We start from the raw sequence: 26,967 nt of genomic DNA, 5'->3' as shown, positions 1-26,967 counted from the left end.
GGCCCTGGGGCCCGCTCGTCCACCAGGACGGCGCCACCCACCCGGCCACCTTCGTCAACCCCATCGGCTGACCACCCGCAGCCAGGAACCTCTCCGGGCGGGGCCAGCTCAGAACGCGAAAGCCGAGCAAGGAGACAACGATGAGATGAAGTCGTGGCGTACGCGTATCGGCGCCGCCCTGGCTGTCGGCGCCGCAGCCATCGCCATTGCGCTGACCGCCACCACCGCCTTCGCCGCCCCGCCTCCCGGCGACGGCTGGGTCCCCGTCGGCGCCGAGAGGCACCCCTCGAAGGCGGCGTGCGAAGCGGCGGAACTCCCGCAGGCCCAGGCCAACGGCTACCGCGAGGTGTGGTGCGACGACAGCGAAGCCATCATGTCCGTCTACAACCGCTGACCACCCGCCACCCGGCGAGGACCCGCCCCGCCGACGGTGCGCCAACAAAGTCCGCTGCCCCGGTCGCCACACCAGGGCAGCGGACTTTCCGCTTCCCGCACACGCACCGCAGTTCCCGTGCCCGCGCCGACGTCCCGGACCACGGATCTGCCCTCCGCGTCGTCTGCGCGGAGTCGGGCCGTGGCAAGCGCCGAGGCAACTACAAGGCGCCTGGCCTGCGCCCGGGTGCCCGTGGCGTGTACGAGGACATGCGGAGGCCCTGCGCGCGGTCGGCCCCGGGGCACGCACCGTTTACCGCTACCGATGACGACCTGAGCCAGGTGCCCGCGCCGTCCATGACGGCGCGGAGTCGGCCCCCCGGGGGGGCTGAAGACCGGCCTTCGGCTACCTGAACAGGCGGTCGCCGCTGGTGGCCATGCGGTGGGTGGCGCTGTGGCGGTTCACCCAGTCACGGACGAGGTTGATGGCGTTGGCGCACTGCCAGCTGTTGTCGTACTCGTGCTCTCCGGTGAAGTTGCCGTAGCCCGCGATGATGCCGTCCACCCGCGCATCGCCCAGCAGTTTGTCGACGTACCACGGATCGTTGTAGGTGGTCGTCCAGGACAGCGTGGCCGCGAGTTGTCCGGCGGCACGGTCCGCGGCGCCCTTCTTCAGTTCCGAGCACGTGTAGTAGCCGGCCTCCGTGCAGTTGCCGAACCCGTTGGTGATATTGCCGTCGCCGTAGTCCATCACCCGGCGACCGGCCGGGAATCCGGAACCGGAGCGGTTGAAGGCGCTGCGGACCTGATCGCGGGTCCCGGTCGTCGTGATGCCCTCCAGCGGGCCGAGCCTGCCTTCCAGGCTCTTCCAGCCCCTGCCGCCGACGTCCGGGGTGCTGCCGCCGTGGTACTCGTAGAAACCGTAGAGCACCTGGATACCGGCGGCCGTCAGCCGCTGCGCCTTGTCGCGCAGTCCGGCGACGCTGCACGTACGGTTCTGCGCTTCTCCGCAGTAGTTCGGGTCCTTGATGTCCAGCCAGACCAGACCCAGCCGACGTCCTGCCTGGGCGTGGGAGACGATACGGTCGATCATGCTGTCGAAGCTGGGGCCCCGGCGGTTGTCACCGGCCGAGGAACAGTCGTGCCAGGCGCGCCATTCGTTGGGATTCCACCAGGCACAGACGTCGATCTCGATGGCGTTGGCACCATGGCTGAGCGCGGCGTCCACCCCGTCCAGGGTGTTGACCCGGTGCGCGATGGCGTAGATCGCATGACGCTGATCGGCTGCTGCCGCCGGGGCCGTACCGAGCACGGTGCCCCCGATGATCGCGCACAGTGACGCTAACAGCACCAACACCGCCCGCGGTCCGGTGCCATGTCTGAGGTGAGTGGTCAAGAGAGGTACTCCTTCAGGTCGGTCCCACCACCCGGCACACCACGGATCTCTCCATACGCACCAGGCTGTTGGATGTGGCGCTCGAACCACCCGAGCATGCGGGGTAACGCCTCCCGGCCGCTACGAAGACCTGGCACTTCGGGACGCAGGAACGCGAAAGCGGGCTTCGACCAGGGCAGAAGCAAGCGGCCTGGAGCGCCTGGAGGGAACGCTCCGGCCGCACCGGGACGGGAAACGCCTCTGCCAAGAGCCCTCACACCGTCCGCGCGACCGGCCGGGGAACCGCCTCGGCTGACTGCTGACCCGGCCATTGCCCCTGCCGCACTGCATGTGAGTAAGTGGGGTGGCGTCAGCGCGATGGTGCTCAGGTGCCCAGGCATCTGGGAACGGGGCGCTGACGAGGACGGGACCGATGCGGCGCGTGCGGGAGTTGATGCGGCGGTACGCGCCTGACCGTCACCACACAACGCCATGTGCTGCACGCAACGCTGCAGGGCTGCGCTGTGCGCTGCACATGGCGAACAGTGCCAACTGGACCAACGCCCATGACGGCCTCATGGACAGCGGCGCCGGGCGCCGTCGAGGCCATCACCGTGGTGGCCGGACGCCTTCCAGCCGGCTGTGGCCCCGCCTTCGTCCGCAACTCCCGAGGGACTCGCGCCCACGTGGCCACAGCACAGTCGGCACAGTTCGACCGAGGTCAGAGGAGAGGCTCAGAGCATGATGAGCAGACGCGTGTTCGGCTTGAGCTTTCTGTTCACCGATCGGCTCTGTACATAGACCTCCAGCTTGGGATTGTTCCCCGCCTTCACGGAGACGGTTCCTTGGATACCCGTACCGAACAGAAGGCTGCGCGCCGCGTCACCCGTATAGGCGCGGTCGGTGTCCTTCTCCACCACGATGACTTCCTTGTTCGGCTGAACCTGAGCCCGGGCGCCCAACTGGTAGTAACACGCACCACGTTCGTACGTGACGCCCGGATGCGAATTGACGAAGGGGCGAATCTCGACCTCCTTGTCGACCTTCAGGAGCCGATACCTGTCGGCCGGAATCGGTTCGAGATTCGCCCGCACCTCGTCCACCGATATGTCCTGACCGACGGCGAACAGGTTCTTCGTGCCGCGCACACCCTGCTCCCGCCCCCTGAGGAAGCTGGTGGCGGCAGCGCGCACGGTGCCGATCGCCTCCTCGACGCCCTTTTGGGAATCGGCATCCCAGATGGCGATGTTGCCTGCCGGGAAACCGTAGTTCTGGGCGGTCCGCTTGGCCAGGGAGTTCGGCACGAGGATCGCGGAAGTCCAGTGGCCCGGAAGCGCGCCCATCTTCGCTGTGATCCTGTCGAGCCAGGGGCCGAGGATGGCCATGTCACCGTCGTGGCGCCGGTCGCCCCCGGAGGCGTTCTCCTCACCATCAGTCACCACGATCTGGAGGAAGCTGTGCTCGCCGTATTCCTCCCAGATATGGCCCAGGTCGTCCAGGGACTTCAAAGAAGCTTCAATGAAGCTTCAATGAGGGCCGTGGCACCATTGTTGACCTGGTACAGCCCCCGCATGGACGGCAGGTGCTTCACGTCCATGTCCCAGACCAGGTTTTCCACCCTGTGGTCGAAGGAATAGAGACTGATCCGGGTCTCGTGGCCAAGACTGTCCGATTCGGCCTTCAGTCCCGCTACGAACTCATCCACAACGCGCACGAGTTGACTCTCGTGCGGACGCATGGAACCCGAACAGTCCACGACCAGCGCGACGTGATTCACCTTGTGCTGAATCCTGTTTGCGGACACGTCTGTGCTCCCCCTCCGGTGTTTCCCGAGTGATGTTTTCACTCTATGGGCAGGCACTGACAACGGCGTTTGACCTCCCCTCACCTGCCCCCACCCGGCGCCGTACCCGGCATCACGGCCGCGACGGTACGGCCGCACGGCCCTCGCCTCGGCCACCCGGACGGGAACGCAGACAGCGCAGCAGGCTGGTGCACATCACGTGGCCGGACGGGCCACCTGAAAACTGAAGCGACGAGGCAGATATCCCGCCCGGCTGCCTCGGCCTTGCGCGCGCCAATACCTCTCGGCGAACTCCGCCCCCGACGCCGCCGCACCGGCAGTGCGCCGAGGCCGCCGGAGCGGTGCGGAGAGGGGAGGATGCGGGCCTTGAGACTCCTTAAGCCGTTGCGTCTGAGCAGGTCTTGCCGGGTGCCGGGGTCGTACTGCCAGCGTGGCACGCTCAGTTCGCGTTCCTGCCCTTCCCGCCACGTGCCGCGCAGGGGCTGCGCTCCATAGGTGCCGGGAGTCGGTCCGGCGTGGGAGAAGGGGAACACGTCGCCTGGTGCCAGTCGGCGGGCGGCGAGGGGAAGCAGTTCTTCGGGGCCGGTCAACCACACCGCCCGCGCACACCGAGTAGATCGCGTCGAAGGCGGTGTCGGTGCCGTCGAGGTGGTCGCGCACGACGGCCTGGACGAAGGACAGTTGGGAGATCGTGCTGCCACCAGGTGCGGGCGCGGGCGACCTGGACGGGGGAGAAGCCGACGGCGGTCGCGGTGACGCCGGTGCGGGCCAGGTGGGCTGCTTCCTTGCCCCTGCCCTTGGCTGGGCCCAGGTCCAGTGCCCACACGATTCCGCCCAAGCCCCGCGACGACATCCGCAACCGCACCGACCTGGGCGGCGGCGCGCTGCTGGACCTGGCTCTGTACCCGGCGCGCGCCGCACTCCACTTCCTGGGCTCCGACCTGCGGCTGACCGGCGCCACGCTGCGCGAACGGCGGGACGGGACGGTGCTGTCGGGTGCCGTCCTGCTGACCACTCCCGAGGGGCTGCCGGTACAGCTGACCTTCGGAATGGAGCACTCGTACCGCACCGACTACACCTTCTCGGGGAGTACCGGGCGGCTGAGCCTCGACCGGGTGTTCACCCCGCCGGCCACCTGGCAGCCCGTGGTCCGCATCGACCGGCAGGACCACACCGAGCACCTCTCTCTGGCCGCCGACGATCAGTTCGCCGCGATGGTCCGGGTCTTTGTGCGTGCGGTGCTGTGCCGGTCGGGGACTGCGGGGGCTACAGGGACTGAGGGGACCGAGATGGATGCGGGACATGCGAGGGATTCGGGGGATTCAGGAGGTTCGGAGGGCGAGGTGGGTGCCGTCCGGGAGGAGCAGCGCCGGGCCGAGCAGGCGTCGATCCGCCTGGCCGGTCTGATCGACGAGATCGCGGCCACCGCGGTCCGCACCGACGTCCGACAGGAGCACACGGTATGAAGACCCTGCCGCGGCCGGAGGTCACCGAGCTGAGCATCGCCGGTGCCTTCCGTATCTCTCCGGCCCCGATACCCGACCGCCGAGGGCGCTTCTTCGAGGCGTTCCGCTCCGAGGCGCTCACCGAGGCCATCGGCTATCCCTTCCGGGTCGGTCAGGTCAACTACTCCGTCTCGTGCCGCGACACCCTGCGCGGCATCCACACCACGTCCCTGCCGCCCGGCCAGGCGAAGCTGGTGACCTGCGTCAAGGGCACGGCGCTCGACGTGGCGGTCGATCTGCGGGTGGGCTCGCCCACCTTCGGGCAGTACGAGGTGACCCGCCAGGAGGCGGGGTCGGGGATCGGGGTGTACATGGCCGACGGCATCGGCCACTGCTTCCTCGCCCTCACCGACGAGGTGTGCATGAACTACCTCTGCTCCACCGAGTACGTGCACGGCACGATGATCGATGTGAACGCCCTGGACCCGCGCATCGGCATTCCCTGGGACCTGACCCGCGATCCGGTGATGTCCGACAAGGACCGGGCCGCACCGAGTCTGGACGAGGCCGTCGCCGCGGGTCTGCTGCCCACGTACGAGGAGTGCCTGGCCCACTACCGGAAGCTGGGGCGCGGGGAGCGGGAACGGCGGGAGCAGGAGGGGCGGCAGCAGGGGTAGGAGGAGTGGGAGGAGCTGGAGTGGGGGCGGTGTAGGCACTCGTATCGGGCGGTACGACCAGCGGGGCCCACCCCGGAGTCGGTGCGGGGCACTCACGGCGGTACCAGGCCCGCACTCCCCGCCCGTCAGGCGGCCACGTTCACCGTCTCTGCGGGATCCGGCGCGGACCACATCGAGGACGAGTGGCCATCGCCGGTAGGGCATCACACCGCTTCCGGCAGGTCCATGAGCATGAGCGCGAGTTCGGCCGGATCGGTCACAGTGGTGATCTCGGTGATACGGCCGTCGGCGACGATGAAGGCGAGGAGGGAGAGCGGGGTGCCGTCCGCGCTCCAGGAGATGACACCGGGGCGGCCGTTGCCGGTCGCCGCATGTCCTCGAGCCGCACCGCCGGCCAGTCGCGCGCGGGTGGCGACTTCGGTGGCTAGTGAGCCGGTCCGGAGACCCTGTCGCAATAACGGCCGATGGCGTCGATGATCTGGTCTGCGGTCCGTGTCCACTTGAACGGCTTGGCGTTCGTGTTCCAGAACTTGATCCACTCTTCGAGTGCACCGGTCAGCTCGTCGGTGGAGCAGAACACCCCGCGATCGAGACGGCGCCGCTGGAGCTCGGCGAACCACCGCTCCACCATGTTCAGCCACGACGAGTAGGTCGGGGTGAAGTGCAGCTCGAAGCGGGGGTGTCCGAGCAGCCACTTCCTGACCGTCGGCGCCTTGTGCGTGGAGAGGAAGCCCCTATGTTTCGTCAAGCCGCAGAGGGAAGTTGGCTGGTGGCCAGGGGTTGAATGTGCTGGTAGAGCTCGCGGGCGACGTACCGCTTGAGGCACCGGATGATCTCGCGCTTGGACAGGCCCTCGGCAGTGCGTCGCTGCAGGTACTCCTGTGTGCGCTTGTCCCAGCGTATGCGGGTCATCACGATGCGGTAGAGGGCGGCATTGGCTTGTCGGTTGCCTCCGCGGTTCAGACGGCGGCGTTGGGTCTTGCCGGAGGACTGCTCGACCGGACTGACGCCGCATAGAGCGGCGAAGGACGCCTCGTCAGTGATCCGATCCGGGTTGTCACCTGCTGCGATGAGGAGAACTGCGGCACTGTCGGGTCCGACGCCGACCAGGTCCAGCATCTCGGGGCGGCACGCGCGGACAGCCCTGGTGGTGCGTCGGGTGAGTTCTTTGACCTCGTCGGTCAGGTGCTGGACTCTGCGGGCGAGCAGGCGCATCGTGAAGACGGCTTCTCCCCGGTCGTCGACGTCGAGGGCCGCGCAGGTGGCGACCAGCGCAGGATTGCTCAGTCCTGTGAGCAGTTCGCGCAGGTCCGGGTCGATGGCCAGGAGGACGGCCTTGAGCTGGTTCAGCGCCTGGGTACGGGCCTTGACGGCCGATTCCTTGGCCAGTCGCAGAACTCGCATGTCCTCCGCGGGGCCATCCGCGCTCTTTGGCACGGTGGTGGCCCGTCCGGACAGCACCGCGCGGGCTGCCGCGTCCGCGTCGATGGCGTCTGTCTTGCCTCGCTTGCGTCGGGTGGCACGGTCGGGCTGGTTGATCTCGACGACGTCGATGCCTTCGCGGCGCAGGACCCGGGTCAGCGCGGTCCCGAAGGATCCGGTGCACTCGACACCCGCCCGGCGCAGGACGCCGAACGACCTCCCCCAGGCCAGTAGTTGACGATATCCGGTGGCAGTTGCCGGGAACTCCTGGTGGGCGAGTGAGGCACCCAGGGTGGTGATGACGGCGGCAACGTGGATGTCCTTGTGGGTATCCACCCCGAGGATCACTTCCTCCGCCGGACCCGAGAGCCGCTGCGCGGGCAGCGTCGGCTGGGGCATGCTGGTGACGGTCACGAGGCTCCCTTGGACTGGGTCTGGTGGCTGGCACCGGTCCGGTGGGCGGTCAGAACTGTGACGGTGCTTTGTGCAGCAAAGCCCCTATCGGGACACGTTCACCGGGCCGGCGGCAGTACGCACCACAGGGGGCCAGAGTCGACAGTTCCACTCCAAGGCAGCTGCGGCCAGTTGTCACACGGGTCAGGCCCCGGCCCCCTGCGGCACACCATGATCCTCACAGTTGTCGCAGATGAGGTGGACCGCCAGACCGGGATCGACCTGGCGGTCGATCTCCTCCAGGAAGTCCTTGAAGTCCTCGGCCGCATGCCGGGCGGAAGTCTTGCCGATCACCTTGCCGGTGGCGGTGTTCAGCGCCGCGAACAGGTCGACAGTGCCGTTGCGGTGGTAGTCGTGGCTGCGGCGCTCGGGGGTGCCCGGCACCATCGGCAGCACCGGTGCGGTCCGCTCCAGGGCCTGGATCCGCGGTTTCTCATCCACCGCGAAGACCGCCGCGTTCGCGGGCGGGGCCAGGTAGAGGCCGACCACGTCGCGAATCTTGTCGATCAGGAACGGGTCGGTGGAGACCTTGAACTCCTCCACCAGCCAGGGCTTGAGACCGAACGCATGCCAGATCCGGTGGATCGTGGTCGGCGACAGCCCGACCTGTTTCGCCAGCTCCCGCTTGGACCAGTGGGTGGCACCCTCCGGCACTTGCTCCAGCGTCCTGACCACTACCTCTTCGATCTGCGCGTCGGTGACCGTGCGCGGCGCCCCGGGCCGTGCCTCGTCACTGAGCCCGGCGAACCGGTCGACAGCGAAACGGTTGCGCCACCGCCCCACCGTCTCCCGGCAGACGCCCAGCTCGGCCGCCACTGCCTTGTTCGTCCTGCCGTCCGCGCACATCAGCACGATGCGCGCCCGTTGGGCCAGGCCCTGCGCGGTACTGCGCCGACTCGCCCACCCCTCCAGCCTCCGCCGCTCGTCCTGCGTCAGCACGAGCGGGATCTTCGACTTACCCGCCATACCCCCATCACACCGCACCCACCACCGGATGAGACAGCACAACTCCGGACCGGCTCACTAGGCGCGGCGGCAGTGGAAGATGCCCCAGCGCAGATGCTTGCGGCGGGCCGCGTTCACCCACAGCGGCAGATTGCCCAGCAGCTGGTCGAGGTAGGCGGGGCTGATGATGCCGCGCAGCTCATTCTCGCGCTGCTGGACCTCTTCGGTCAGGCGCACATAGTGGTGAAGCAGCTGGCTGTTGTGGTCGTCGAAGACGACACGGGCGAGGCCGAGCCCGGTGAGCGTCAGGCGGTAGAAGTCCGGCGTGGCCAGCGCGTCCACGCCCAGGCGGGACACGGCAGGGTGCAGCACCTCCTCGGGGGTGTCCTCGGCGGCCATCAAGTCGGTGAAGACCAGGGCCCCTTCCGGCCTGAGGACACGTACGGCTTCGCTGAGCACGCGCGCCCGGTCGCCGCTGTGACAGAACGCTTCCTGGGACCAGACGACGTCGAAGCGCCGGTCCGGATAAGGAATGTCCTGGAACGACCCGGTGACGACCTCGATGAGACCGTCCAGGCCGCGCGCGGCGTTGGCGGCGCGGTGGCGCCGGTTTTGGGCGTCGCTGAGGTTGAGGGCACTGACGCGGCAGCCGAAGCGCCCGGCCAGGTAGCGGCTGGCGCCACCGTAGCCGGACCCGAGATCCAGCACCGTGCTCTGCGGCGTGAGCAGGTCGGCCACCTTGTTGGCGGCGCACTCGACGGTACGGCGGGAAGCGTCCGCGATCGCCTCGTGCTCATCGGCGTAGATCCCGGTGTGGATGTCCTCACCGCCCCACACGGCGCCGTAGAACGCGTCGACATCGTCGGTGTCGTAATAGCTGCGTGCCGTGTCCTCGGGAGTCGGTGCGCTGTCCTGCGGCATGGATGCCTCCGCTCACTCGGTGAGTTGGTCCGGTGCAGAGATCACCCTCTCCTTCTTCACCACTCCCGTCACAGAGAGCAAACAAGCCATCACATCGCATGGAGGCCGGGAGATCTGCGGAATGCCGGCCCGCCCACGGCAGAGACCGGCTGCGCCCTAATGGTCCGGCGGGACTCCGGCAGCAGTCACCGAGAGGCGCTGCACCTGGTGAAGGGCGCGGTGGATGCAGCAGCGGGCGCCGTCATGACCGGGTGGCGGTCCCGCACCCGGCTTCGCCGCTCTCCCGCTGGTGCGTGTCCATCGACTTGCTCCGGTCGTACGGGTCGACCTCGGGACCGTCCGGGGTGGTGCGCTGGGCGCCGAAGGGCGGGGTGAAGTAGCCGGTGTAGGTGCTGCAGCCGCCGTTGGTGGCGTCGAGCTTGTACGAGACGAGGGAGAACGTCCCCGGCTCGGTGATCACCTTCGCTGGGTCGTCCCAGCTCATCACGGTCTCGCGGCGCACGATGGTGCGTACGATGTCCTGGCTGCCGGCCGTGGCACGGACGACCGGGTAGACGTAGGTGACGTCGGCGCTCACCTCGACCGCACCGCGCTTTCCCTCCCGGAACGTGATCCGCCCCCGCGTCTTGACCACGTCCCCGACGAGTCGCACCTGCGACTTTTCGAACCGGCTGAACAGCAGCAGGGGGTCGTTCTCCTTGCTGGGCGCGCGGAACGCGGCCGCCAGGTAGTCCTGGACGTCGCGCTGATGCGGGTTGATCAACGCGATGGCCTGGTCCGGCCGTTTTCCGCGCAGGACACCGGAATCCAGACTGGAGGAGACGAGGAAGTCCCGGGACCGGTCGAGGGCCTGCGCGACCTGAGCCCGGTTCATCCAGCCTGCGGCCTTGGCCTCCGGCAGATGGATACCGGCCGCCCCGTCGCTCCACCGCGCGGCGGGCGACCCCCTGAACGGCTCGTCCAGGGTCGGCCGTCGGGCTGCTTCCGCAGCCGGAGGCTGCCCGGGGCGTTCTGACTCCGAGGCCAGCGGCGTACCGCTGCTGTCTTCGAACCACCCCGTGAACGCCCCCGGAACCAGGACGACGACGAGCACGGCGACCGCGGCCAGCAGTCCCACGACATACCAGCCGTTGCCACGCCGCCGCCGGGCCGTCGGATACGTACGCCAGCCCTGCGGCGGACCGGACTCCTTACGCCGCCGTGCCGCCATCCGCTCGCGCGCCGAAGGTTCCTCGGGCGCGCTCGGAGCCTCGGCCCCGGCCTCCCTCAGAAAGCGGTCCCACTCTTCATCCGAGATGGATCCCTTCTTGCCCACGCCGTGTTCCCGCCCCTTCACCCGTGCCCGGTTCTTTCCCCGAACCGGTGATCGCCGGTGAATCATCACATATCGCCGCCTCACCATCGCAGGGAGCCGCCATGGCCGGCATGCGCACCGGACAACGCCCTGACCCCCACACCTGCCCGAGCCAGTGTCTGCTTCCGCGCCCCTGATGCGGTCACCAGCGTCCTGGCCACCAGCGGCCCCGGGTTCCAAGCAACGGGGCGGGGTCGCTGCGACGATGAATCGCTCTGGGGCCCCGCCTCGTTCACGCCGTATGCGCTGTCCCCCGCCGAGACCGGTGTGGCCGACATCCCCGTCGGTGCACCAACGCGCGGCCCGGTTCCCGCCGATGACGTCCGCGCGTGGGCACGCCACCGTGGATACGACGTGCCGCCGCGTGGACGCCTGCCGCGCGAGGTCCTGGACGCCTACCAGCAGGCAGACGGCCGGTAGCCGAACCGGCACCGCATCAGGCGACGCCCGCCTCAGCTGCGGCAGGTGAGGCCGCCGACCGGCCGCGCCTGGCGCAGCGCCGGCCATGCGATGACACGCGAGGCAACGGCGCTCGCATCCGGCAGGCGCGGTGCGAGCGCCGCAGGGCCGACTGTCGTGCCCAACGGCACACGGTTGCGGACGCTGCGATACCCCCCACCTCAGGGCACAACCCCGGGCCGGCTTCTGCCCGTCGTCGGCGTGCCCCGGAACCCTGTATGATCATTTACGTAACTCCGGTGCACGGCACAGGAGTCGCGCGTCTGTGGTCCAAGGAAAGACGCCCACCAACCGGTGGGAAATGCAGGTGCAAGGCCTGCCGGGCGCTCCATAGCAAAGGGTCCTCACCAGTGCGGCGAGGACCCTTTGCACGTAGGGCGTCGACGGTGAGGACCGTGCCGCCGGCCCGGCTGCGCGCCGGGTGAAGCGCGACAGGACGCAGAGCTACCGGGGATCTCGGCTCGGAGGGCCGACCTGCCGATGCATGTTCCGGCGCACGCCGACACCTACGGACGTGTACGGTCCCGAGCGGTGCACGGCGGATCCGGGCGGCCGTCACCTTCCGCAGCCGGGGCGGCGTCAGACGTCGACTCGCCGGCCGCCCCCACCGCGGCTATCGGCCCGCATCCTCCCGGGCGTCGGCGAAGACGGCGAGCAGCACGCCGGTGTACCGCACGTAGTCTGCCGGGGCGCGCTGCGCCCGCTCGGTGCTCTCCCGGATTGCCTCGTTCTCCTTCCAACAGCGACGAACGTGCCGAGCGCCCCCGCATCCGCATGCCGTGGCGCGACCGAAGGATGACGCAAGACGAACAAGGGCTGCCTCCTCCAACCGGTGGTCCCACTGTCCCGCACAGATGTCGCGACGTTGCCGCATGCCGCCGTCGGCCAGCCGTTGTGAGCAGTAGCAATGCCCTTGAGACCGCCAGACATCGGCACCGCACGCCGGCCGCCGGGCCGTCGGCAATGCGGTCGTGTGACCACAGGGCGGTTACTTTCGGTCTCAGGGGGGGCAACAAGGGGCTCGGTGAACACCCGGCAAAGACGGTGCGGAAAATGTCGGGTGATAGGGACCGGTGCCGCCGCACGATGGGGACATGGATGACACGACCATGGATGACACGAGCTTGGTATCCCGCTTCCTGCGCGACGGCTTCGTGAAGCTGGAGGGCGCCGTCGCGCCGCGCGTGGCAGAGGACTGCGCGCGGCTGCTGTGGCGGGAGACGGGCTGCGACCCGCACGATGCGGCGACGTGGACGCAGCCTGTGCACTGGGTGGCCGGCATGGCGCAGGGGCCGTTCGCCGCCGCCCCCAACTCCCCGGCCCTGCACCGCGCGTACGACCTGCTGGTCGGCGCGGGACGCTGGGAGCCGCGCTATTCGCTGGGCACGTTCCCGCTGCGCTTCCCGCACGAGGAGGAGCCGGACGACGCGGGCTGGCACATCGAGGGGAGTTATCTGCCCGAGGGGGAGAGCTGGTACTTCACCAATCTGCGCTCCCGGGGCCGGGCGCTGCTGATGCTGTTCCTGTTCAGCGAGGTCGGCCAGGAGGACGCCCCGACCCGGATCCGGGTCGGCTCACACCTCGACGTGCCGAAGGTGCTGGAGAGGTACGGGGAGGACGGGGCGAGCGGGCTGGCACTTGCGCCCGATCTGGTGGCGGCGTCCGACCACCGGCCACTGGCCCTGGCCACCGGGTCCCCGGGCGACGTCTTCCTGTGCCATCCGTTCCTGGTGCACGCGGCACAGCCGCACCACGGCGTGCGGCCGCGCTTCATGGCCCAGCCGCCGCTGATGCCGGCCACGCCGTACGAACTGGAGCGGGCCGACGGCGCGTACTCACCCGTGGAGATCGCGATCCGCCGGGGCCTGGGACAGGACACTCCCGGTCCGGACGGGGAGGGCACCGACTGAAGTGCCCCGCCCTCGCCGGCACCAGCGCCGCCAACGTCCGCTGCACCGCCCTGCCCTGGCAATGGCTGCACAACGAACCGCGCCGCCGCCCCGCCGGCAGCACCACGCTGATCGTCGACCTCGCCGCGGACAAGACCGCCTGGGCCCACCTCGCCACGCCCCCGAGCTGCTGGAGGCGGGACTGCGGCCGTACGGGGGTTGAGGCCAAGGCCCGTGCCCAGATCGCCCTCGCCCTGCACTCCCTCGCCGTCGGCCAGGCAGCGGACTGCACTCCGGCCGATGCCGGGCGAGTGACGGTTTGCGAGGTTGCCGACGCCGTGCACAGCAGGCCCGCACACGAACTGTTCGCGTCGCTGCCCGCCGAAGTAGACCAGCACGGGCAGATCCAGGCACTCAAACTCCTCGCCTACAGTTCCGGACGGAACTGGACCGGCCCGGTGGCCGCATCGACCTACACGGCACGCATCACCTCCACCGCACTCGACCTCCTCGCCGCCGCGACGGACGACGGCAGCCTGCCCTGCGGGGCACTGCTCGAGCAGGCTCGCTAAGGCCTCGCCCCAAAGGGGCGCAGGCCTCGCCCCAAAGGGCGTCCCCCTCGGCAGCATCCGAGCCTGCGCGATGGCCGGACCGCGCCGCGAGGAGACACGCACCCTCGGCCCATCATTTGACCGTACGCGGCCTGGAACCGTTTCCCGCCACACCAGAGGCCGGTCGCCGGCGGCCTGGATGTAGCCGTACTGCCCGCCGCCGGGCTCGGAGGGAGAATGCACCGTGACGAAGGCGCCACCGAGCCTGTGGCACCAGGGAGCTAACGGTGATCTCCTGTGGCCGACGGAGCGATGCTGCCCCGCTAAAGCGATGCTGCCCCGCTGAACGGAAACAGCGCGAGCGGCCAAGACGGCGCTACGGGCGCATGCCATGAGGGCCGTCGGCGAAGACCGCGAGCAGGATCTCGGCGGACCGTACGCAGTCTGCAGGGGTGCGCTGTGCCAGCCCGGCGGATTCCCAGACCTCCCAGTGGGCGTTCCAGCAGTAGAGCAACATGCCCAGCGACTTCGCAGCCGTACGCGGCGACGTGGCGGACGGACTTGTCGGGACCGACACGGCCTATTTCCTCCAGCCGGGGTGCCACCGTCCCGCACGGGTGTCGCGATCATGTCGCGGGCGCCGCTGACCAGGCGTTCCCGGCATCGGCAACGCCCTCTAGGATCAGCGGACATGAGCACCGCACGCCGCCCGCTGGGCTGCGGTCCGCTGACGACTGCCCCCCACCCTCGTGGATCCGCTGTCCGTGCCGTCACCGGCGGCGGGGCTGATCAGGAGAGTGGGGCGTTCCTCGGCGCGGCCCCGGAGCAGCTCGTTATGGAGGTGCTGGGGCGTCAGCGGGCGGCGACTGCTCGCGTGTAGTCGGCCAGGGTGCGAGGCGCTGTCCACCCCTGCCGCCGGGCTTTGGTTACGTCGAGGATGACGCTGTGGGCCAGCTGGTCGACGGCGTAGCGGGTCAGCCATGGTTCGGTGTGCGGCCGCAGCCGGGACAGGATTTCGGCGGTGGCCGCGGCGGTCCGGGCCACCGGCAGCGGCAGGTGGCCGACCTGGGCCGGGATGCCGTGGGCGCGCAGGACGGTGCGGACTGCCTCGTCGCGCTGGTAGGGCACGGGGTCGGCGATGTTGTAGGCGCCCGGCGGCCAGTCGGCGGCGGCCAGGCAGGCGGCGGTGAGGTTCTCGACCGCCGTCAGGCTCAAGCGGACATCGCGTCCGGGCAGCAGCAGCCGGCCGGCGCGGACCCGGTCCAGCAACCGGGGCACCAGGTGCGGGTCGCCGGGTCCGTAGACGGCGCGGGGCCTGAGCACCACGGCTCCGGCGGCGAGTGCCAGGGCCTCGCCCGCCGCCTTGGTACGCCCGTAGGCGTTCAACTGCCCCTGTAAGGGGTGGTTTTCGGTGATCAGGGAGCGGCCGGTGCCGGGGGCGTACACGCTGGCGCTGCTGACCCACACCACCGGGCGGCCCGCCGCCGCCTCCAGCAGCCGGGCGGTTCCGGTGATGTTGACGGTGCGCATGGTGGCCTCGGCCGGGGAGCCGGGGGAGGGGTCGCCGACGGCTGCCGCGCAGTGCACGACCAGGTCGGCGCCGGCGAGATCCGGTGGTGCGGCCGCGGCGTCCCAGCGGACATGGCGGCCGACCGGGCCGGGCCGCCGCCCGAGGCACAGGACGCCCATGCCGCGGGCGGCGGCGGTGGTGGCGATGTGGGAGCCGCAGAAGCCGCTGGCTCCGGTGACGGCGATGGTGGTCACGGGTTGTTCTCCGTCGGTTCGGGCGGGCTGGCAGTCGCCCGGATGGTCAGGGAACGCCAACTGGGCAGCGCCGCCCGGCGGTCGGACCGGGCCCGGACGACAACGGGCCGGTAGGGGGCGAGCGCGGCGAGGGTGTCATCGAGCTGGGCCCGGGCCAGGTGGGCGCCGGGGCAGGCGTGCGGCCCGGCGCCGAACACCAGCTGGGCTATGGCGGGGGCTGCGGGGTGGTACGGGTCGGGGGCCTGGTGGTGTGCGTGTGCGGCGTGCCGGGCCACGAGGATCAGGCGGTCCTTGGCGCGCACCGGGCAGCCGCCGAGCGTGGCGTCGGCGGCGGCGACGCGGGGCAGCAGCGGTGAGGGGGCGGTGACGCGCAGCAGTTCGGTCACCAGGGACGGCCGCAGCAGGCCGTCGGCGGCCTGCTCCCACAGGCCTGCGTCCGCGCACCAGGCGGCAGCGCGGGGCAGCGCGGCAATGGTGGTGCTGACCGCGGCGACCGCGAGCATCGCCCGCAGTCCCGCGTCTGCGGTGCCGTCCGGGGTGAGCAGGTCCTCGATGTGCTGCGCTGCGCGGGCTGCTGCGGCGCGTGTGCCGGGCGGCCGGGGCCCGGGCAGGTGATCCCGTACGGCGGAAGCTGCCGCTTCGGCTGCTGCTTCCGCCACGCTCTCCGGGGCGGCGGCACTCTCCAGCAGGGCGCAGACGGTCACCCCGGCCAGCTCGCGGGCCAGTGCCACCATTTCCAGGGGCTGGCCGGCGCGCAGCGGTGCGAGACGGCGGTCCAGGACGGTCTGCCACACCGGCCGCAGGCGTTGCACCCCGGCCGAGCCCAGCGCGTCGGCGATGGCGCGGCGGGAATCGCGGTGGCCGCCGCCGTCCTGGTCGAAGAGCAGGCCGCCTCCGGACAGTTCCCGGGCGGCCCCTCCGGTGGTCCCTGCAGCCGTGCGGTCCAGCGGGATCCGGGTCAGGGCCTGCCGGTACGCGTCGGTGCCGTGCACCAGGACGGCCGGGCCGATCCGGACCACGGGCCGGTGGCGGGTCGCGGCCAGCAGGGCGAACAGCAGCGGATGGGAGCGGGTGTAGACGCGGCGGTCGCGACGGCGCGCGCGGCCAGCCGTCGGGGATGAAGGGAAGGGCGGGGTCAACAAACGTGCGCCGACCGCTTGTTGGCGGGGCGGCAGGGGTGCAGGGTGCGGCGCGCTCGCCGCGTCCGCGGGCGGGTGTGCGCCACTGTCCACAGTGGTCCCGGGGTCAGGCGGGGTGGTCATCGGCTCCGCCTCGCCAGCTGCTCGGCGGCCAGTCGCGCCGCGGCGGCGCGGTCGGGCTTGCGGGAACGGCCGGACAGCGGGATATCGGCGAGCATCAGGGCATCCGGCCGGGCCGTGCCCATGCGGGCCAGAGGTCCTTCGAGGTCGGCGCGTAGCCGCGCCGGGTCGGCCCCGCGGCGTGGTTGGACGACGGCGGCCAGGCGCTCGTCACCGTCATCGGCCGGGACGCCGACCAGCAGGGCGAGTTCGACGCCGGGGATGTGCAGGGCGGGTTCGTACAGGCCCGGGTAGATGTTCTCCGCCCGCCGCAGCACCATGTCCTTGCACCGGCCCTCCAGCACGATCCGGCCGTCCTCGATGCGCGCCCGGTCGCCGGTGGCCACCCATGGCTCGGCATCCTCGCCGAGGTAGCGATCGCGTGCCGCGGGCCCGGACAGCAACAGCTCACCGGTCCCGCTGGTCTTGGCCTCAACTCCCGGCAGCGGGGCGCCGACCAGATCGCCGATACCGGTGAAGGCGGCTTTGCCCGCCTGTTCGACGGCGGCGGCGGGGAACAGCTCGGTCAGCGCATACACCCCCCATGCCTCGGCGGCCCCCGCCCGTTTGACGCGTGTCAGCAGTGCGGCACTCGCCGGGGCGCTGCCGGTCCACACCCGGCCGGTGAACCGCGCCTGCGCGGCCAGGGCGGCCCGCAGTTGCGGCGGTGTCAGATACGTGGCCTGCGGCGCGAGGCGAGCCATCTGCCGGGCCAGAACCCGCGGGGAGCGGGCCGGCAGAGCCACCGGCGCTCCGCTGGCCAGGGAGGGGACCAGGACGAAAAGGGTGCCGCCGAGGACCGGCCGGCCCGGTTGGGGCTGCACCAGGCCGGTCACCGTCCGCATACCGGCGGCGAGCGAGGAGCGGCTGTGCACCACGGCGCGCGGCCGGGCGGTAGTTCCCGAGGTGAACACGATGACCGCATCCCCGTCGTCGTCCACCGCACGCGGCAGCACACCGGTGTGGACATCGGCGTCCAGCGCCGGGGCGCAGCCCGGCAGCCGGGGGCCGACGGTGGCCACCGGCCCAAGAGCGGACAGGTCGGGCAGCACCAGCTGGGCGCGGCGGGCCAGCGGCCGCGCCCAGCTGGCGGCGGCCTGGGCTGCGGCGTCCGCGATGACCAGGTCCGGGCGGGCCAGGGCGAGCCGGGCCCGCAGGACCTCCGGCCCCGCGCCGGGATCGAGCACGGCCGCACGCAGTCCGAGCCCGTGCACCGCGAGCAGCACCGCAAGCGCACGCGGCCCGGGGCGCACCGCGACACCGATGGTGTCGCCGCGGCGCAGGCCGCGCCCGTGCAGGGCTTTCGCGTACCGGTCGGCGAGGTCGGCCAGGTCCCCGCAGGTGGCCCGGGTGCGTACGGATCCGGTGCGGGTGGCCGTCAGGACAGCGGGCCGGTTGGGGGTGCGCCGCAGAGCAGAGGCGAGCGTGTCGAGCATCAGCGCGGGTCCTCCCCGAGGTGGCCGCTGCCCTTGTCCAGGTACCAGCGGGCGGTGCCGATCAGGCCGTAGGCGGCCAGGCGCCGGGTGGAGTTGGCCACGACCATGTCGCGGGCGTGAACGATGTCGGTGGTGCACCGGCGCACCCGGTTCAGGAACAGCCGGTCGGTGGGAGAAGGCCGCCGCGGCATCCCGCCGACCCTCTCGTACAGCGCCGCGGTGATGGCCATGTTGTTGCCCGCGTGCATCCGGTACGGACTCAGGTAGCCGTGGCGGCGCCAGTGGGCAGGCCGGATGCGGCCGAAGAACCCGGCCAGGCGCACCAGCACGCGGAAGACGGCACGGCCGACCATCCCGTGCTCGTCGCGGCGGGCCTCGATACGCCCGCACACCAGACCTGCACCTACCTCAAGTGCCGTGCGGGCGGCAGCCGTCCAGCCGGGGTGGGGCAGGCAGTCGGCATCGGTGCGGGCCAGCAGCCGCGCCCCGTTGGCGATCGCGTACCGAAAGCCGGTGTCGACCGCGCAGCCCACCCCCTTGTCCACCTCGTCCAGCACCCGCACCGGAAACGGGGCCCGCCCGGCGAAGGCGCGGGCAATGGCGCCGGTGGTGTCGGTGGAGGCGTTGTCCACCACCACGAGCGTGAAATCCCGGTCGCGTTGGGCGGCCAGCGCACGCAGGGTGCCCCCGAGCCGTGCGGCCTCCTGATGGGCGGGTACGACGACCCACAGCTGGGTCATGCCTTCTCCCACACCATCGTCATGATGCTCACGCCGCCGCCGAGCCCCACCAGCAGGACCCGGTCACCGGGCAGCAACTCGTCATAGATGCGGCTGAGCTGGATGCCCAGGGTGGCACTGGCGACGTTGCCGAGCTCCGGCACGGTCACGACAAGCCGGTCCCCGGGCACGCCGGTCAGCTCCACGAACCGCTCCAGATAGGGAACCGTGACCTGATGGACCAGGACGTACCGGAACTCGTTCCAGTCCCAGCCGTTGCGGAGGCGGACACGGTCCAGCACCGCCGGGCCGACCTTCTCGAACGTGTCGCGCAGCTCGCGCCCGTCGCCGTGGAAGTAGGTGTACTCGTCCCCGCGCGGGTGCCGCGAGCCGCCGCCCGGGATCCCGCCGACCCCCCAGTATTCGGAATGCGTCTCGGTGTCCACATCGACGATGCCGCCGCGCTCCACGGTGTCCAGGACCACCGCCGCACCGGCGTCCCCGAACGTATAGCCGGCGAAAGCGTCGCGGAACTCCGCCAGGTCCGCGGGGGCGCGGCGGACCGCACGGCTCGGGGTCTCGCCGGTCACGACCAGAGCCCGCCGGGTCCGCCCGGCCATGATCATGGTGCGGGCCAGGTCAATGCCATTGATGAAACTGTTGCAGGCGTTGGTCACATCCACGGCGTGCGCCCGGGAGCCCAGGGTGGCCTGCACGATATGCGCGGTCGCCGGCTCCACCACATCGCGGCTGGCCGAGGCGAACACCAGCAGATCCACGTCGAGCGGATCGAGCCCGGCCCGCGCCAGCGCGCTGCGCCCGGCGGCCGTAGCCAGGGTCGAGGCGTACTCGCCGTCCCCGGCGATCCGGCGGCTGACGATCCCGGTCACACGCTCGAATATCCCCGATGGCAACGGCAGTCCGCTGTCAGCGGCTATCTGCTCGCGCAGGTGGGCGGAGTGCAGAATCCGGTCAGGCAGGCAGGTGCCCACCGCGGTGATACCGACGCGGACTTGACCAGGGACGACAACATTTGGACTGTGCATGCCCGGAGGCTACGGACCGATCCGGACATCCGGCGTGAGCGATGGTACTCAGGCGGTCTGAGCACGAGCGGAAAGATCAACAGCCAGGCAGCCGGGTAGTCACACCTCAGCGACGAGGATCAGAACTGGACGGGCAATACCCCGCACAGCAGCACAGGCATCCACAGGATCAGAAACACGTCGCCTGGGCCAAAACCGTAGCGGAACCGCACGCGTACGCTGTGACCTGCCGTTCGTCGTCGGATGTCACCAACTCCTGCCACGAGTACACCCATGCGGGAGAGCAGGCTGCGTACGCCATCCTTGGGGATCGGTCCTCTCTGGCCGGACCCCAGTCAACGGCAGTTGGCGAACAGGCCGTTCACGTTGCTCGCGCTGCCTCTTGACGCTCCCGACGGCTTGGCCGCGGCCTGGCGGATCGCGATGTCCCAGCTGCGCTCTGCGTCCCTTGCGCATGCAGGCGGTCCCATCCGACTGCGCAGACCGCGACCTGACCCACCATGCGCACGAGGGCGGTCGAGGGAGAGTCTGATGGTGTCTCTGCTCGCGGGGAGAACCGTGGGTTCAGCGGTAGGAGAGAGGCGACCACATCCGGCGGTGCCAGCGGTGACAAACCTCTATCTGGCGGCACCAGCGGCCACGATGGTGGGCATACGAAGCACACCTCTGGTGACAGTGCTGGTGGTAGTTCCGGCGAAGGCGCTGGTGGCAGTGCTTACGGTGAGTCGTCTCGTGGCGGTCACGACGGCCATTCGCCGAGTCCCGGGGATCCCGTCAACATCAAGAGTGAGGATACTGGCTGGCATGTGGGCGGAGGAGAAGGCAAGGTCAAGGATGTCGAAAAGTAGATTGCGGAACGAGGCGTGGAAGCTGCAGCAATCCCTGTCGAGATCAGAAACTCCCCGACGGAGGTCAGGGGGATCGCTGAGAATGCTGGTTTCACTGAGTCTGTGATTCAGTAGGCGAAAGAGAACCTTTTCTTGGAGCGCCATGACGTCCAGAACGTCCCCAACTCCGTTATGCGTGACGCCCACTTCACCCCGGACCGCGAAATTGCGGACCTTTGGCGGCGTGCTGAGAATGGCACGCTCAGAGTCAATCCGAAGCGCGACTTGGATGAACCGACGCAGCTGCGCAACTTGCTGGCCCATGAGTGCGTCGAGAAAAATCTCATGGAGGCAAGCGTGTCGTATCTTAGCGATCACCCGAGCTACTGGGATGAGGAACGCATCCTCGACGATCTGTCGAACCTTGATGTTCTTGTCCGTGCAGCCAAGGCAAGGATGGGATTGTGAAGAGGGGCCCCTGGCGAGCAAGATGCTGACGAGGATTGCCGAGATTAGGTGGCGGGACGACGATGCAGCTTTCGAGCACGCTGCGTCGCGCTCTCTATTGTTTCGTGAATTTCTCCGCCGCATGGCCCTGTGGGCCCAGGCGTACAACGCAGCGGAAGAATGGCCGTTCTTTGATCTTGCGCGATTTGTGGATCCAGAAAGGCGTGCAGGCGATGAAGCTAGCGCCTCGCTCCGGGGTGAACTCGAGGAGAACGGAGTTCGCAGCACTGCGCGGGAGATGTGTCTTGCGGCGGTTCGGTGGGCTGTGCTGAGTGATGATTCTGGGGCGCAACTTCCTGACCTCGAAGATCCGTTTGAGCCCCTCATCGTCTTGTTTGATCGTGGTGGGGAATTCGCCATGGAAAATGGCGTCGCGGACTTTTCCTTCATTCGCATTCGACTGAAAACCTGTCAAGACCGTGCGAGCGGGGAGCCAGTCGTCCAACTCGACCGAACCGTGCTCGACGCCGTGGACGCCGAAGCTGGGTGAGAGGCGATGGGCGGGGGCGCCTGATGTGGCATCGCTGAGGGGCGAATTACATCGGGAGATATGGGTGTTGTCGGGTGGATGCCATGAGTGTGATTTGGTCGGGGTCGGTTGTTCAGAGCGGTCACCGTCAGGAGGGTTATTATCCGGCGCCTGTGGCGCAGTTGAGCGGGCCGCCGAGCAGCTTGCTGTCAGTGTGCTGCAGGCGGTTGGGCCGAAGAATGACGTGTTCGGGGGAATTGTGGCTACCAGTCTGATCACTGGATGCGGCCCTCGCGCGAGAGCGATTCCGGTGTCTATTCCGTCCGTCGGCCCGCACGCGGGATGGCGCGGCCCCGCGGCTGGTCGGCTCCGGTGGCGGCGTGCTCGGCAGCGGCCCCGCGCACGCGGCGGCCCCGTCCTCTACTTGCCTGTGCCTCGTTGCTCGGTTCTGCGGGACTGTCAGTGGTGCGTGTGAGGATCTGGCTCATGAGTGAGCGTTCCTTGTCGCCGGCCTGGCTGCTGTCGTGGGCGGGCAGGATGAATGAGGCCCTGAGCCGTATGCTGCAGGGCTTTGAGCACACGTACGGTTTTCCGCCGGGGGAGAACGAGGTCCGGCTGGCCGACCGGGAGGACCAGGAGGCGGCTCGTGCTCTGGCCCGCGAAACACAGGCCTGCGCTGACTTGGTCACCTTCTGCGCCACCATCGGCACCGTTGAGTTGGCGGATGTCGGCAACGCCTACGCGCTCTACTCGGCGCACGACATCATGGAATACGAGGCTGTCTGCGTAGACGAGTGCGGAGAGCCGTGTGGGCTGGTGATCGGGTGGCATGGCGACGGCCGGTCCTATGCCATAGGTCCCGAGGGAGCGGTATACCGGACGCGGACGGCCACCCTGTTCGAGCCGGAGTTCGACAGAGTGGCTGAGGACCTGCGGCAGTTTCTGGAGTTGCTGGAGCGGTCCGTGACACGGTTCCTTGCCACAGGCGACCCGGGATATGTCTGATCGGCTACGGCGCGTCCAGCGGTGATTCTTCGCGGTGCCGGTGCGGCGCCGGGGTCTGTCTGGCTGTGTGGGGTCGTTGATGGTGCCGGAGCGGTCGTAGGCGACGTAGGTCGAGCACAGGTCCCAGCCGCATCCAACCGCCCAGGTGCCACCCAGTGCTCGGGGCCGCCGTTCTTCTCGCCCATGTGCGTGCGCACGGCTTCCATCGCGCGCAGAGAGGACTTCGAGTGCGTCTTCGCCTGGGGGCGACGCGTTAGGGACTGTCTGATGGGCCGGCGCCGCGTCATCGCGGCACGGAGCCAGGCAGGCGCTGCCATGAAATCCTGCACCTTACGCACGTTCTGGACATCCTTATACCCTTCGCCCGGACCGGCTGCGTTGGCGCGGCGCACCTAGGCGCCCAACTCAAGGACATCACTGAGGTGTTGGGGCCTCCGTGGGCGCGGGGCTCCTCGACCGGAGCTGACGGGCTGCCGTATCTGTACGGGTACGGCAGCCTGGAGGTCGCCACCTGCCCCGCGTACTGCCAGGTAGTCTGGTCGGTCGTCGTCCAGACGGACGTGCCCACGATGGAATGGCCGACGCGGGAGCCGGGCCGGATGGAGACGTTTTCGGGTTTCCCCCCCCGTACAGCGAAGTGCTGCGGGCGCTGAGAGAGGCCGGAAGCTCTTGGGAGAACTACGAGCCGCTGACAGATGATGACCAGTGCGCGATCCGTGTCCCCGCCTCGGGCGCGGTCTTCGTCTTCACCACCGAGGACGTGGAAGCCATGGGAGCTGGCTGCGGATGCCCTCTTTGACTGTACGGCGGGTCAGCGGTCGAAGCGGATCGGGTACGAGACCGTCGGTGTGGGCCGGGGCCGCGGCTTGTCCCAGCCGGGGAACTTCACCGGGTACACCGCCGTCGGTGTCGGCCGCGGCGTTCGCTGGCCGGCCTCGCCTCCGTTGCCCGTGCCGGTCCCGCCGAGCCCGAGGACCACCAGCGCGGCGACCGCCACGATGGTCATCTCCCGCCGCGCTCCCGGCGCCCACCGCGAGTGGGCCCGCACCTTCGTGCCGTCCGCGCGCTCGTACGCTCTCACCTGCACCATCGGCTGCTCCCCCTTCGCCCCGGCGCGCCACGATGCGCCCGGGTCCTTTCAGGAAAGCAGCGGCCACTGACAGTGCGTCAGGAGTCGATCACCGGTGGGGCGGGATTTGGCCAGCACCTCCGTCGGGGGCGCCTCCGTGAATGTGCTGGCGCGGGTGGGCGTGGGCGTACGGTGCCTGGTCGGGATGTCGGTGCAGGCGGGCGAGGCGCCACGCCTGATCGCAGCTGAGGTGGGGTAGGCGGCGCGCAGCCGTCGGGTGCGCGAGGTGGTGCGGAGCGTAAGGAGCTGCCAGGTGGGGGCCGAAGCGACCGGATGGCCTTACACGACCTCCTGCTGCCCCTGGTGGGGCTGGTCGAGCTGCTGCTCGCGTTTGCGCTGCTCGATCCGCAGTGCTTCGACGTTCTCGGCGAACAGTTTCAGGTTCTCCTTCTCGTCGGGCCGGTTGTAGGGGGTGATGGCCAGTTCGAGTGCGGTGGTGTGCTGCTCGATGGCGTCGGCCGTCTGCTGGAGGTTGAAGCCGCGTTCCTTGAACTTGAAGTAGCCCATCACCGAGGTGATGACGGAGACGGCGGCGCCGAGGCCGATGAGCATGCCCTTGCCGGGCTGCGGAGGGTCGTAGAGAGCAGCGACGGCGGGGATGGCAGCGGAGCAGAGGATGAGCGTCCACTGGAGCCAGTTGTGCCGACGGCGGTAGGTCGCGCTCTCGGCGCGTAGCCGGTCGATCTCCCGGGGAATGGCGTCTTTATAGGAGTACTGCCGTTCGAAGGCGGCGCGCGCGACCTGGGCGGCGGCCAGGATCCGCTTCTCTTCGGCCAGTTCGAGGTCGAGTTTCAGCTCCGCGACTGCCTTTACGTCCTCGTCCTGGCCCAAGGACTGCCCGGTATCGAAGTTCGCGACGAAGAGGAAGCACCCGATAGCGAGGGCGGCGAGGACGAAGAAGCCGAAGACGTTGATGGGCGCCATGTTGTAGCGCCGCCAGGTGAGGGCGGTGGCGCCGATAAGAAGGAGCAGCAGCAGCGGAACTCCGACCACCCCGACGAGTCCGACGATGTTGACCATGCGGGTCCGCTTGATCTGCCGCTGGAGATTGGCGACGGTCCGCCGGTGGCCTATCAGGGCATCGATACGGGCGTCTGAGCCGAGGCCGGACTGCGGCATGTGCGGGCTTCCCCCATGGGCCGAACGGGCTGATGGTCACAACAGCCCTGCTCAGGGTCATCGCTGATCACGATCACCTCTCAGCCTCTTGTGTAGCGCGGGCGCGCGGGCTGGCGGTTTCTGTTCGGCAGGATTGGCGCAAAGGCTCTCCCGCTGGCTGGATCGCTCGCTGCCGCGCCGCTCGCCCCGCCGCCTTACCCTCCGGTTGGCCCGCTGTCCTCCCCGTGCCCGCGCGGGGGCGGAGCTGTGCGCGGGCAGTCTCCGGCCTCGCCAGATAATCGAACGGATGCGCGTATTGTGGGGTGGGTGGAGCACGATGTCACCGTCACCGGTCCCCAGGTTCGGGTCGCCCTGCCGGACGGGCAGCGCCTGACGGCCGTGGCCCGGCGTCGGCGCCGGGACCGCTCCGGCACCTGGTGGTACGACCTGGAGCTGCTGCTGCCCTGCCGCGTCGACACCCCGCGGGGCCCGATCCAGCACAGCCAGATCATCGAGTTCAGCGCGCCCTACCCGGTGGTGCAGCCGGTGCCCGGCCAGATCTACGAGACGCTCGATCCCCCGCCGCCCGAGCAGCGCCGGCGCTGGCGCACCGAGCAGGCCCCCAGCGGCGAGAGCACTCTCGTGCACCGGATGGACTGCGCGATGGCCGGTGCCACGGCCGCCACACTCACCGACCGGGAGATGGCCGGGCTGCTGGTCGGCCAGGAGCCCGTCGTCGCCTGCGCCATCTGCAAGGCGGGCCCGGCATTGCGGCAGCTCGGTCCTTTTCGCTGAGCGCCCCGATTGCGGTGCCGATGACATCCCCGGTGACGTGCTGCCTGCGCGCGATGCCCGGGATAGCTACCGACGCTTTCCGCCCCGCCGGTATCCCCTCGCCCGGGTCGCGCCGGGGCAGGCCGGGCCGACAGGGGTCGTGCGTGTTGGTGCTCCGGTGCGCGCGGGCCGTGGAGGTCTACGCGTATGGCACGACGACGACCTGCACGTCGTCCTCGTAGATGATCCGTCCCGGATCTGCGGAACGCAGCACTCGGCAGTCGACACCGTGGGCGGCCAGAATCTCCAGATAGCCGGGGACTCGCGTGAGGAGATGCGCGGCTGACGGCTTGAACCACGCCGCGGCGCCAGGATTGATCTCATGGTCGTAAACGGCGGGATCAACGGTCGAGGGGTCGGTGTACGCGGCGTCGTACCAGCTGTTGTTGGCGCGGCGGAAGAGCTCCTGCTCCTCTGAGAGCTTCCCCTCCCGCGCCAGAGTGTTGATGAGTCCAAAGACGCCGGTGAAGTGGCCTCGCCGATTCCGGTGCGGCGACTGGAACCGTACGTACTGGACGCTCTCGCTGTCGCTCTCGGTCAACCCCATAGGGCTACCTTCTCACCACGCTCCTCGCTATCCGGTCGGCGTTTTCTCGTCTGCCAGCGGCACCTCCACAAGTGCTGACGCAAGCACATCAGTGGGACCGAACACGTAAAAGGGGAAGAGCGATCCCTTACGAAACGCGGGGCCGCTGCTCACCGGTTGCCTCAGGTTTCGTGACCGCCGCCTACGTATCGAGAGAGTCAGTTCAGGCCACAGGCCTCGCAGGGCTTACGCGCCTTACGAAAACGGCGAATCCCCCGCCCCCGCCTCTGGCGCCCGCCGCTGCTCCTTGCCGCCGCCGTCGCCGTGTGCGCCGCTGGGCTGGGACCAGGGCAGGCCGAGCCCGGCGGACAGTGCCTGCTGCTCGGGGGAGTAGGTGTCGAAGCGCGAGCGTACGGCGTTCAGGCGCCGGCGCAGCTGGACTTCGGTGCCGCCGATGCGGGGCCGGTATGCGTCGTGGACGCACATTCCGCCGTCCTGGCCCACCAGCGGTCCGATCTCGGATCGGTGCCGCTGTGCGGCGGTGACGACCTCCTGCAGACGTTCGGTGCGACTGCGCGGCACACCCGCCGGTTCCTTGACGCACCCGTCGTGGGGGGGGGGGGGGGGGGGGCGGGGGGGGGG

General features: G+C 69.6%; 28 protein-coding genes and 1 pseudogene. 11 read left to right on the top strand and 18 right to left on the bottom strand.

What is annotated here, in order from left to right; all coding sequences use genetic code 11:
* The first annotated feature begins 145 nt into the window (after positions 1–145).
* Positions 146–394: a hypothetical protein gene (locus AC4IJH_RS39055; RefSeq protein ID WP_490856744.1), complete on the top strand. Its 249-nt coding sequence runs from the start codon at positions 146–148 to the stop codon at positions 392–394.
* 384 nt (positions 395–778) lie between these two features.
* On the opposite strand, the gene AC4IJH_RS39050 is transcribed toward AC4IJH_RS39055, so the two are convergent.
* Both AC4IJH_RS39050 and AC4IJH_RS39045 read right to left on the bottom strand, forming a co-directional pair.
* Complete coding sequence (locus tag AC4IJH_RS39050) at positions 779–1,768, bottom strand: PI-PLC domain-containing protein (RefSeq protein ID WP_490856743.1); 990 nt, start codon at positions 1,766–1,768, stop codon at positions 779–781.
* 713 nt (positions 1,769–2,481) lie between these two features.
* Positions 2,482–3,551, bottom strand: a pseudogene (locus AC4IJH_RS39045) (vWA domain-containing protein).
* Between the two features lie 797 nt (positions 3,552–4,348).
* Here AC4IJH_RS39045 and AC4IJH_RS39040 point away from each other — a divergent pair.
* Both AC4IJH_RS39040 and AC4IJH_RS39035 read left to right on the top strand, forming a co-directional pair.
* On the top strand, positions 4,349–5,017 hold the full coding sequence (locus AC4IJH_RS39040; RefSeq protein ID WP_490856742.1) for a Gfo/Idh/MocA family protein: 669 nt from the start codon (positions 4,349–4,351) through the stop codon (positions 5,015–5,017).
* Positions 5,014–5,673 carry a dTDP-4-dehydrorhamnose 3,5-epimerase family protein gene (locus AC4IJH_RS39035; protein ID WP_490856741.1) on the top strand — a complete coding sequence of 220 codons (660 nt, stop codon included), beginning with the start codon at positions 5,014–5,016 and terminating at the stop codon, positions 5,671–5,673. The genes AC4IJH_RS39040 and AC4IJH_RS39035 overlap by 4 nt, the downstream gene beginning before the upstream one ends.
* Before the next feature lie 203 nt (positions 5,674–5,876).
* Here the strand turns inward: AC4IJH_RS39035 and AC4IJH_RS39030 are convergent, their stop codons facing one another.
* The 6 genes from AC4IJH_RS39030 to AC4IJH_RS39005 all read right to left on the bottom strand — a co-directional run bounded on the left by AC4IJH_RS39030 (position 5,877) and on the right by AC4IJH_RS39005 (position 10,729).
* Positions 5,877–6,128 carry a hypothetical protein gene (locus tag AC4IJH_RS39030; RefSeq protein WP_490856740.1) on the bottom strand — a complete coding sequence of 84 codons (252 nt, stop codon included), beginning with the start codon at positions 6,126–6,128 and terminating at the stop codon, positions 5,877–5,879.
* Positions 6,098–6,421 (bottom strand): transposase, encoded by a 324-nt coding sequence (locus AC4IJH_RS39025; protein ID WP_490856739.1) that lies wholly within the window; start codon positions 6,419–6,421, stop codon positions 6,098–6,100. Before AC4IJH_RS39025 ends, AC4IJH_RS39030 begins: the two co-directional genes overlap by 31 nt.
* Positions 6,418–7,494 (bottom strand): IS110 family RNA-guided transposase, encoded by a 1,077-nt coding sequence (locus AC4IJH_RS39020; protein WP_490856745.1) that lies wholly within the window; start codon positions 7,492–7,494, stop codon positions 6,418–6,420. Before AC4IJH_RS39020 ends, AC4IJH_RS39025 begins: the two co-directional genes overlap by 4 nt.
* A 198-nt stretch (positions 7,495–7,692) precedes the next feature.
* Positions 7,693–8,514, bottom strand: coding sequence for an IS630 family transposase (locus tag AC4IJH_RS39015; protein ID WP_490856738.1), 822 nt, complete (start codon positions 8,512–8,514; stop codon positions 7,693–7,695).
* Positions 8,515–8,571: 57 nt separating this feature from the next.
* Entirely contained in the window at positions 8,572–9,414 is an 843-nt protein-coding gene (locus AC4IJH_RS39010; protein ID WP_490856737.1) for an SAM-dependent methyltransferase, read from the bottom strand.
* A 241-nt stretch (positions 9,415–9,655) separates the two neighbouring features.
* Entirely contained in the window at positions 9,656–10,729 is a 1,074-nt protein-coding gene (locus AC4IJH_RS39005) for a hypothetical protein (protein WP_490856736.1), read from the bottom strand.
* Between the two features lie 57 nt (positions 10,730–10,786).
* On the opposite strand from AC4IJH_RS39005, the gene AC4IJH_RS39000 reads away from it, so the two are divergent.
* The 3 genes from AC4IJH_RS39000 (at position 10,787) to AC4IJH_RS38990 (ending at position 13,688) form a co-directional block, all read left to right on the top strand.
* Entirely contained in the window at positions 10,787–11,188 is a 402-nt protein-coding gene (locus AC4IJH_RS39000; RefSeq protein ID WP_490856735.1) for an Lsr2 family DNA-binding protein, read from the top strand.
* Positions 11,189–12,336: 1,148 nt separating this feature from the next.
* On the top strand, positions 12,337–13,137 hold the full coding sequence (locus AC4IJH_RS38995; RefSeq protein ID WP_490856734.1) for a phytanoyl-CoA dioxygenase family protein: 801 nt from the start codon (positions 12,337–12,339) through the stop codon (positions 13,135–13,137).
* A gap of 317 nt (positions 13,138–13,454) precedes the next feature.
* On the top strand, positions 13,455–13,688 hold the full coding sequence (locus tag AC4IJH_RS38990; RefSeq protein ID WP_490856733.1) for a hypothetical protein: 234 nt from the start codon (positions 13,455–13,457) through the stop codon (positions 13,686–13,688).
* Positions 13,689–14,043: 355 nt separating this feature from the next.
* Here the strand turns inward: AC4IJH_RS38990 and AC4IJH_RS38985 are convergent, their stop codons facing one another.
* The 6 genes from AC4IJH_RS38985 to AC4IJH_RS38960 all read right to left on the bottom strand — a co-directional run bounded on the left by AC4IJH_RS38985 (position 14,044) and on the right by AC4IJH_RS38960 (position 19,930).
* The gene (locus AC4IJH_RS38985) at positions 14,044–14,244 is read right to left on the bottom strand and encodes a hypothetical protein (protein ID WP_490856732.1); all 201 of its coding nucleotides are present in this window, start codon (positions 14,242–14,244) and stop codon (positions 14,044–14,046) included.
* Between the two features lie 275 nt (positions 14,245–14,519).
* The gene (locus tag AC4IJH_RS38980; RefSeq protein WP_490856731.1) at positions 14,520–15,431 is read right to left on the bottom strand and encodes an NAD-dependent epimerase/dehydratase family protein; all 912 of its coding nucleotides are present in this window, start codon (positions 15,429–15,431) and stop codon (positions 14,520–14,522) included.
* Positions 15,428–16,693, bottom strand: coding sequence for a cytochrome P450 (locus AC4IJH_RS38975; protein ID WP_490856730.1), 1,266 nt, complete (start codon positions 16,691–16,693; stop codon positions 15,428–15,430). Before AC4IJH_RS38975 ends, AC4IJH_RS38980 begins: the two co-directional genes overlap by 4 nt.
* A complete protein-coding gene (locus AC4IJH_RS38970; protein WP_490856729.1) occupies positions 16,690–18,165 on the bottom strand; it encodes a class I adenylate-forming enzyme family protein in 1,476 nt (491 codons plus the stop codon). Before AC4IJH_RS38970 ends, AC4IJH_RS38975 begins: the two co-directional genes overlap by 4 nt.
* Positions 18,165–18,905, bottom strand: a complete 741-nt coding sequence (locus tag AC4IJH_RS38965; RefSeq protein WP_490856728.1) for a glycosyltransferase family 2 protein — start codon at positions 18,903–18,905, stop codon at positions 18,165–18,167. The genes AC4IJH_RS38970 and AC4IJH_RS38965 overlap by 1 nt, the downstream gene beginning before the upstream one ends.
* The gene (locus AC4IJH_RS38960; RefSeq protein ID WP_490856727.1) at positions 18,902–19,930 is read right to left on the bottom strand and encodes a 3-oxoacyl-ACP synthase III family protein; all 1,029 of its coding nucleotides are present in this window, start codon (positions 19,928–19,930) and stop codon (positions 18,902–18,904) included. Before AC4IJH_RS38960 ends, AC4IJH_RS38965 begins: the two co-directional genes overlap by 4 nt.
* Positions 19,931–20,910: 980 nt before the next feature.
* Here AC4IJH_RS38960 and AC4IJH_RS38955 point away from each other — a divergent pair.
* The 3 genes from AC4IJH_RS38955 to AC4IJH_RS38945 all read left to right on the top strand — a co-directional run bounded on the left by AC4IJH_RS38955 (position 20,911) and on the right by AC4IJH_RS38945 (position 22,738).
* The gene (locus AC4IJH_RS38955) at positions 20,911–21,225 is read left to right on the top strand and encodes a hypothetical protein (RefSeq protein WP_490856726.1); all 315 of its coding nucleotides are present in this window, start codon (positions 20,911–20,913) and stop codon (positions 21,223–21,225) included.
* 22 nt (positions 21,226–21,247) lie between these two features.
* Positions 21,248–21,754 (top strand): hypothetical protein, encoded by a 507-nt coding sequence (locus AC4IJH_RS38950; protein ID WP_490856725.1) that lies wholly within the window; start codon positions 21,248–21,250, stop codon positions 21,752–21,754.
* Positions 21,755–22,219: 465 nt separating this feature from the next.
* Complete coding sequence (locus tag AC4IJH_RS38945; protein ID WP_490856724.1) at positions 22,220–22,738, top strand: SMI1/KNR4 family protein; 519 nt, start codon at positions 22,220–22,222, stop codon at positions 22,736–22,738.
* An 811-nt stretch (positions 22,739–23,549) separates the two neighbouring features.
* On the opposite strand, the gene AC4IJH_RS38940 is transcribed toward AC4IJH_RS38945, so the two are convergent.
* Positions 23,550–23,828 carry a hypothetical protein gene (locus AC4IJH_RS38940; RefSeq protein WP_490856723.1) on the bottom strand — a complete coding sequence of 93 codons (279 nt, stop codon included), beginning with the start codon at positions 23,826–23,828 and terminating at the stop codon, positions 23,550–23,552.
* 106 nt (positions 23,829–23,934) lie between these two features.
* Between AC4IJH_RS38940 and AC4IJH_RS38935 the strand changes: the two genes are divergently transcribed.
* Entirely contained in the window at positions 23,935–24,066 is a 132-nt protein-coding gene (locus AC4IJH_RS38935) for a hypothetical protein (protein ID WP_490856722.1), read from the top strand.
* 80 nt (positions 24,067–24,146) lie between these two features.
* Here AC4IJH_RS38935 and AC4IJH_RS38930 read toward each other — a convergent pair whose 3' ends face one another.
* A complete protein-coding gene (locus tag AC4IJH_RS38930) occupies positions 24,147–24,986 on the bottom strand; it encodes a DUF4231 domain-containing protein (protein ID WP_490856721.1) in 840 nt (279 codons plus the stop codon).
* A gap of 306 nt (positions 24,987–25,292) precedes the next feature.
* On the opposite strand from AC4IJH_RS38930, the gene AC4IJH_RS38925 reads away from it, so the two are divergent.
* The gene (locus AC4IJH_RS38925; RefSeq protein WP_490856720.1) at positions 25,293–25,760 is read left to right on the top strand and encodes a hypothetical protein; all 468 of its coding nucleotides are present in this window, start codon (positions 25,293–25,295) and stop codon (positions 25,758–25,760) included.
* A gap of 178 nt (positions 25,761–25,938) precedes the next feature.
* On the opposite strand, the gene AC4IJH_RS38920 is transcribed toward AC4IJH_RS38925, so the two are convergent.
* Both AC4IJH_RS38920 and AC4IJH_RS38915 read right to left on the bottom strand, forming a co-directional pair.
* Positions 25,939–26,346 (bottom strand): hypothetical protein, encoded by a 408-nt coding sequence (locus tag AC4IJH_RS38920; protein WP_490856719.1) that lies wholly within the window; start codon positions 26,344–26,346, stop codon positions 25,939–25,941.
* Positions 26,347–26,580: 234 nt separating this feature from the next.
* A complete protein-coding gene (locus AC4IJH_RS38915; protein WP_490856718.1) occupies positions 26,581–26,907 on the bottom strand; it encodes a hypothetical protein in 327 nt (108 codons plus the stop codon).
* Positions 26,908–26,967 lie beyond the last annotated feature (60 nt).

The organism is Streptomyces sp. UF-297, from assembly GCF_058245575.1.
Note: the sequence above shows the minus strand (reverse complement) of the source record. Positions and strands in the feature narration are given on the sequence as shown.

What these genes read in the sequence shown, in the direction of transcription:
- AC4IJH_RS38975 (WP_490856730.1), bottom strand. Translation starts at nt 16,693, where the DNA reads ATGACCACCCCGCCTGACCCCGGGACCACTGTGGACAGTGGCGCACAC.
- AC4IJH_RS38960 (WP_490856727.1), bottom strand. Translation starts at nt 19,930, where the DNA reads ATGCACAGTCCAAATGTTGTCGTCCCTGGTCAAGTCCGCGTCGGTATC.
- AC4IJH_RS39020 (WP_490856745.1), bottom strand. Translation starts at nt 7,494, where the DNA reads ATGCCCCAGCCGACGCTGCCCGCGCAGCGGCTCTCGGGTCCGGCGGAG.
- AC4IJH_RS39055 (WP_490856744.1), top strand. Translation starts at nt 146, where the DNA reads ATGAAGTCGTGGCGTACGCGTATCGGCGCCGCCCTGGCTGTCGGCGCC.
- AC4IJH_RS38995 (WP_490856734.1), top strand. Translation starts at nt 12,337, where the DNA reads ATGGATGACACGAGCTTGGTATCCCGCTTCCTGCGCGACGGCTTCGTG.
- AC4IJH_RS38930 (WP_490856721.1), bottom strand. Translation starts at nt 24,986, where the DNA reads ATGCCGCAGTCCGGCCTCGGCTCAGACGCCCGTATCGATGCCCTGATA.
- AC4IJH_RS39035 (WP_490856741.1), top strand. Translation starts at nt 5,014, where the DNA reads ATGAAGACCCTGCCGCGGCCGGAGGTCACCGAGCTGAGCATCGCCGGT.
- AC4IJH_RS39015 (WP_490856738.1), bottom strand. Translation starts at nt 8,514, where the DNA reads ATGGCGGGTAAGTCGAAGATCCCGCTCGTGCTGACGCAGGACGAGCGG.
- AC4IJH_RS38970 (WP_490856729.1), bottom strand. Translation starts at nt 18,165, where the DNA reads ATGCTCGACACGCTCGCCTCTGCTCTGCGGCGCACCCCCAACCGGCCC.
- AC4IJH_RS38945 (WP_490856724.1), top strand. Translation starts at nt 22,220, where the DNA reads ATGAGTGAGCGTTCCTTGTCGCCGGCCTGGCTGCTGTCGTGGGCGGGC.
- AC4IJH_RS38940 (WP_490856723.1), bottom strand. Translation starts at nt 23,828, where the DNA reads ATGGTGCAGGTGAGAGCGTACGAGCGCGCGGACGGCACGAAGGTGCGG.
- AC4IJH_RS38965 (WP_490856728.1), bottom strand. Translation starts at nt 18,905, where the DNA reads ATGACCCAGCTGTGGGTCGTCGTACCCGCCCATCAGGAGGCCGCACGG.
- AC4IJH_RS38950 (WP_490856725.1), top strand. Translation starts at nt 21,248, where the DNA reads ATGCTGACGAGGATTGCCGAGATTAGGTGGCGGGACGACGATGCAGCT.
- AC4IJH_RS38920 (WP_490856719.1), bottom strand. Translation starts at nt 26,346, where the DNA reads ATGGGGTTGACCGAGAGCGACAGCGAGAGCGTCCAGTACGTACGGTTC.
- AC4IJH_RS39010 (WP_490856737.1), bottom strand. Translation starts at nt 9,414, where the DNA reads ATGCCGCAGGACAGCGCACCGACTCCCGAGGACACGGCACGCAGCTAT.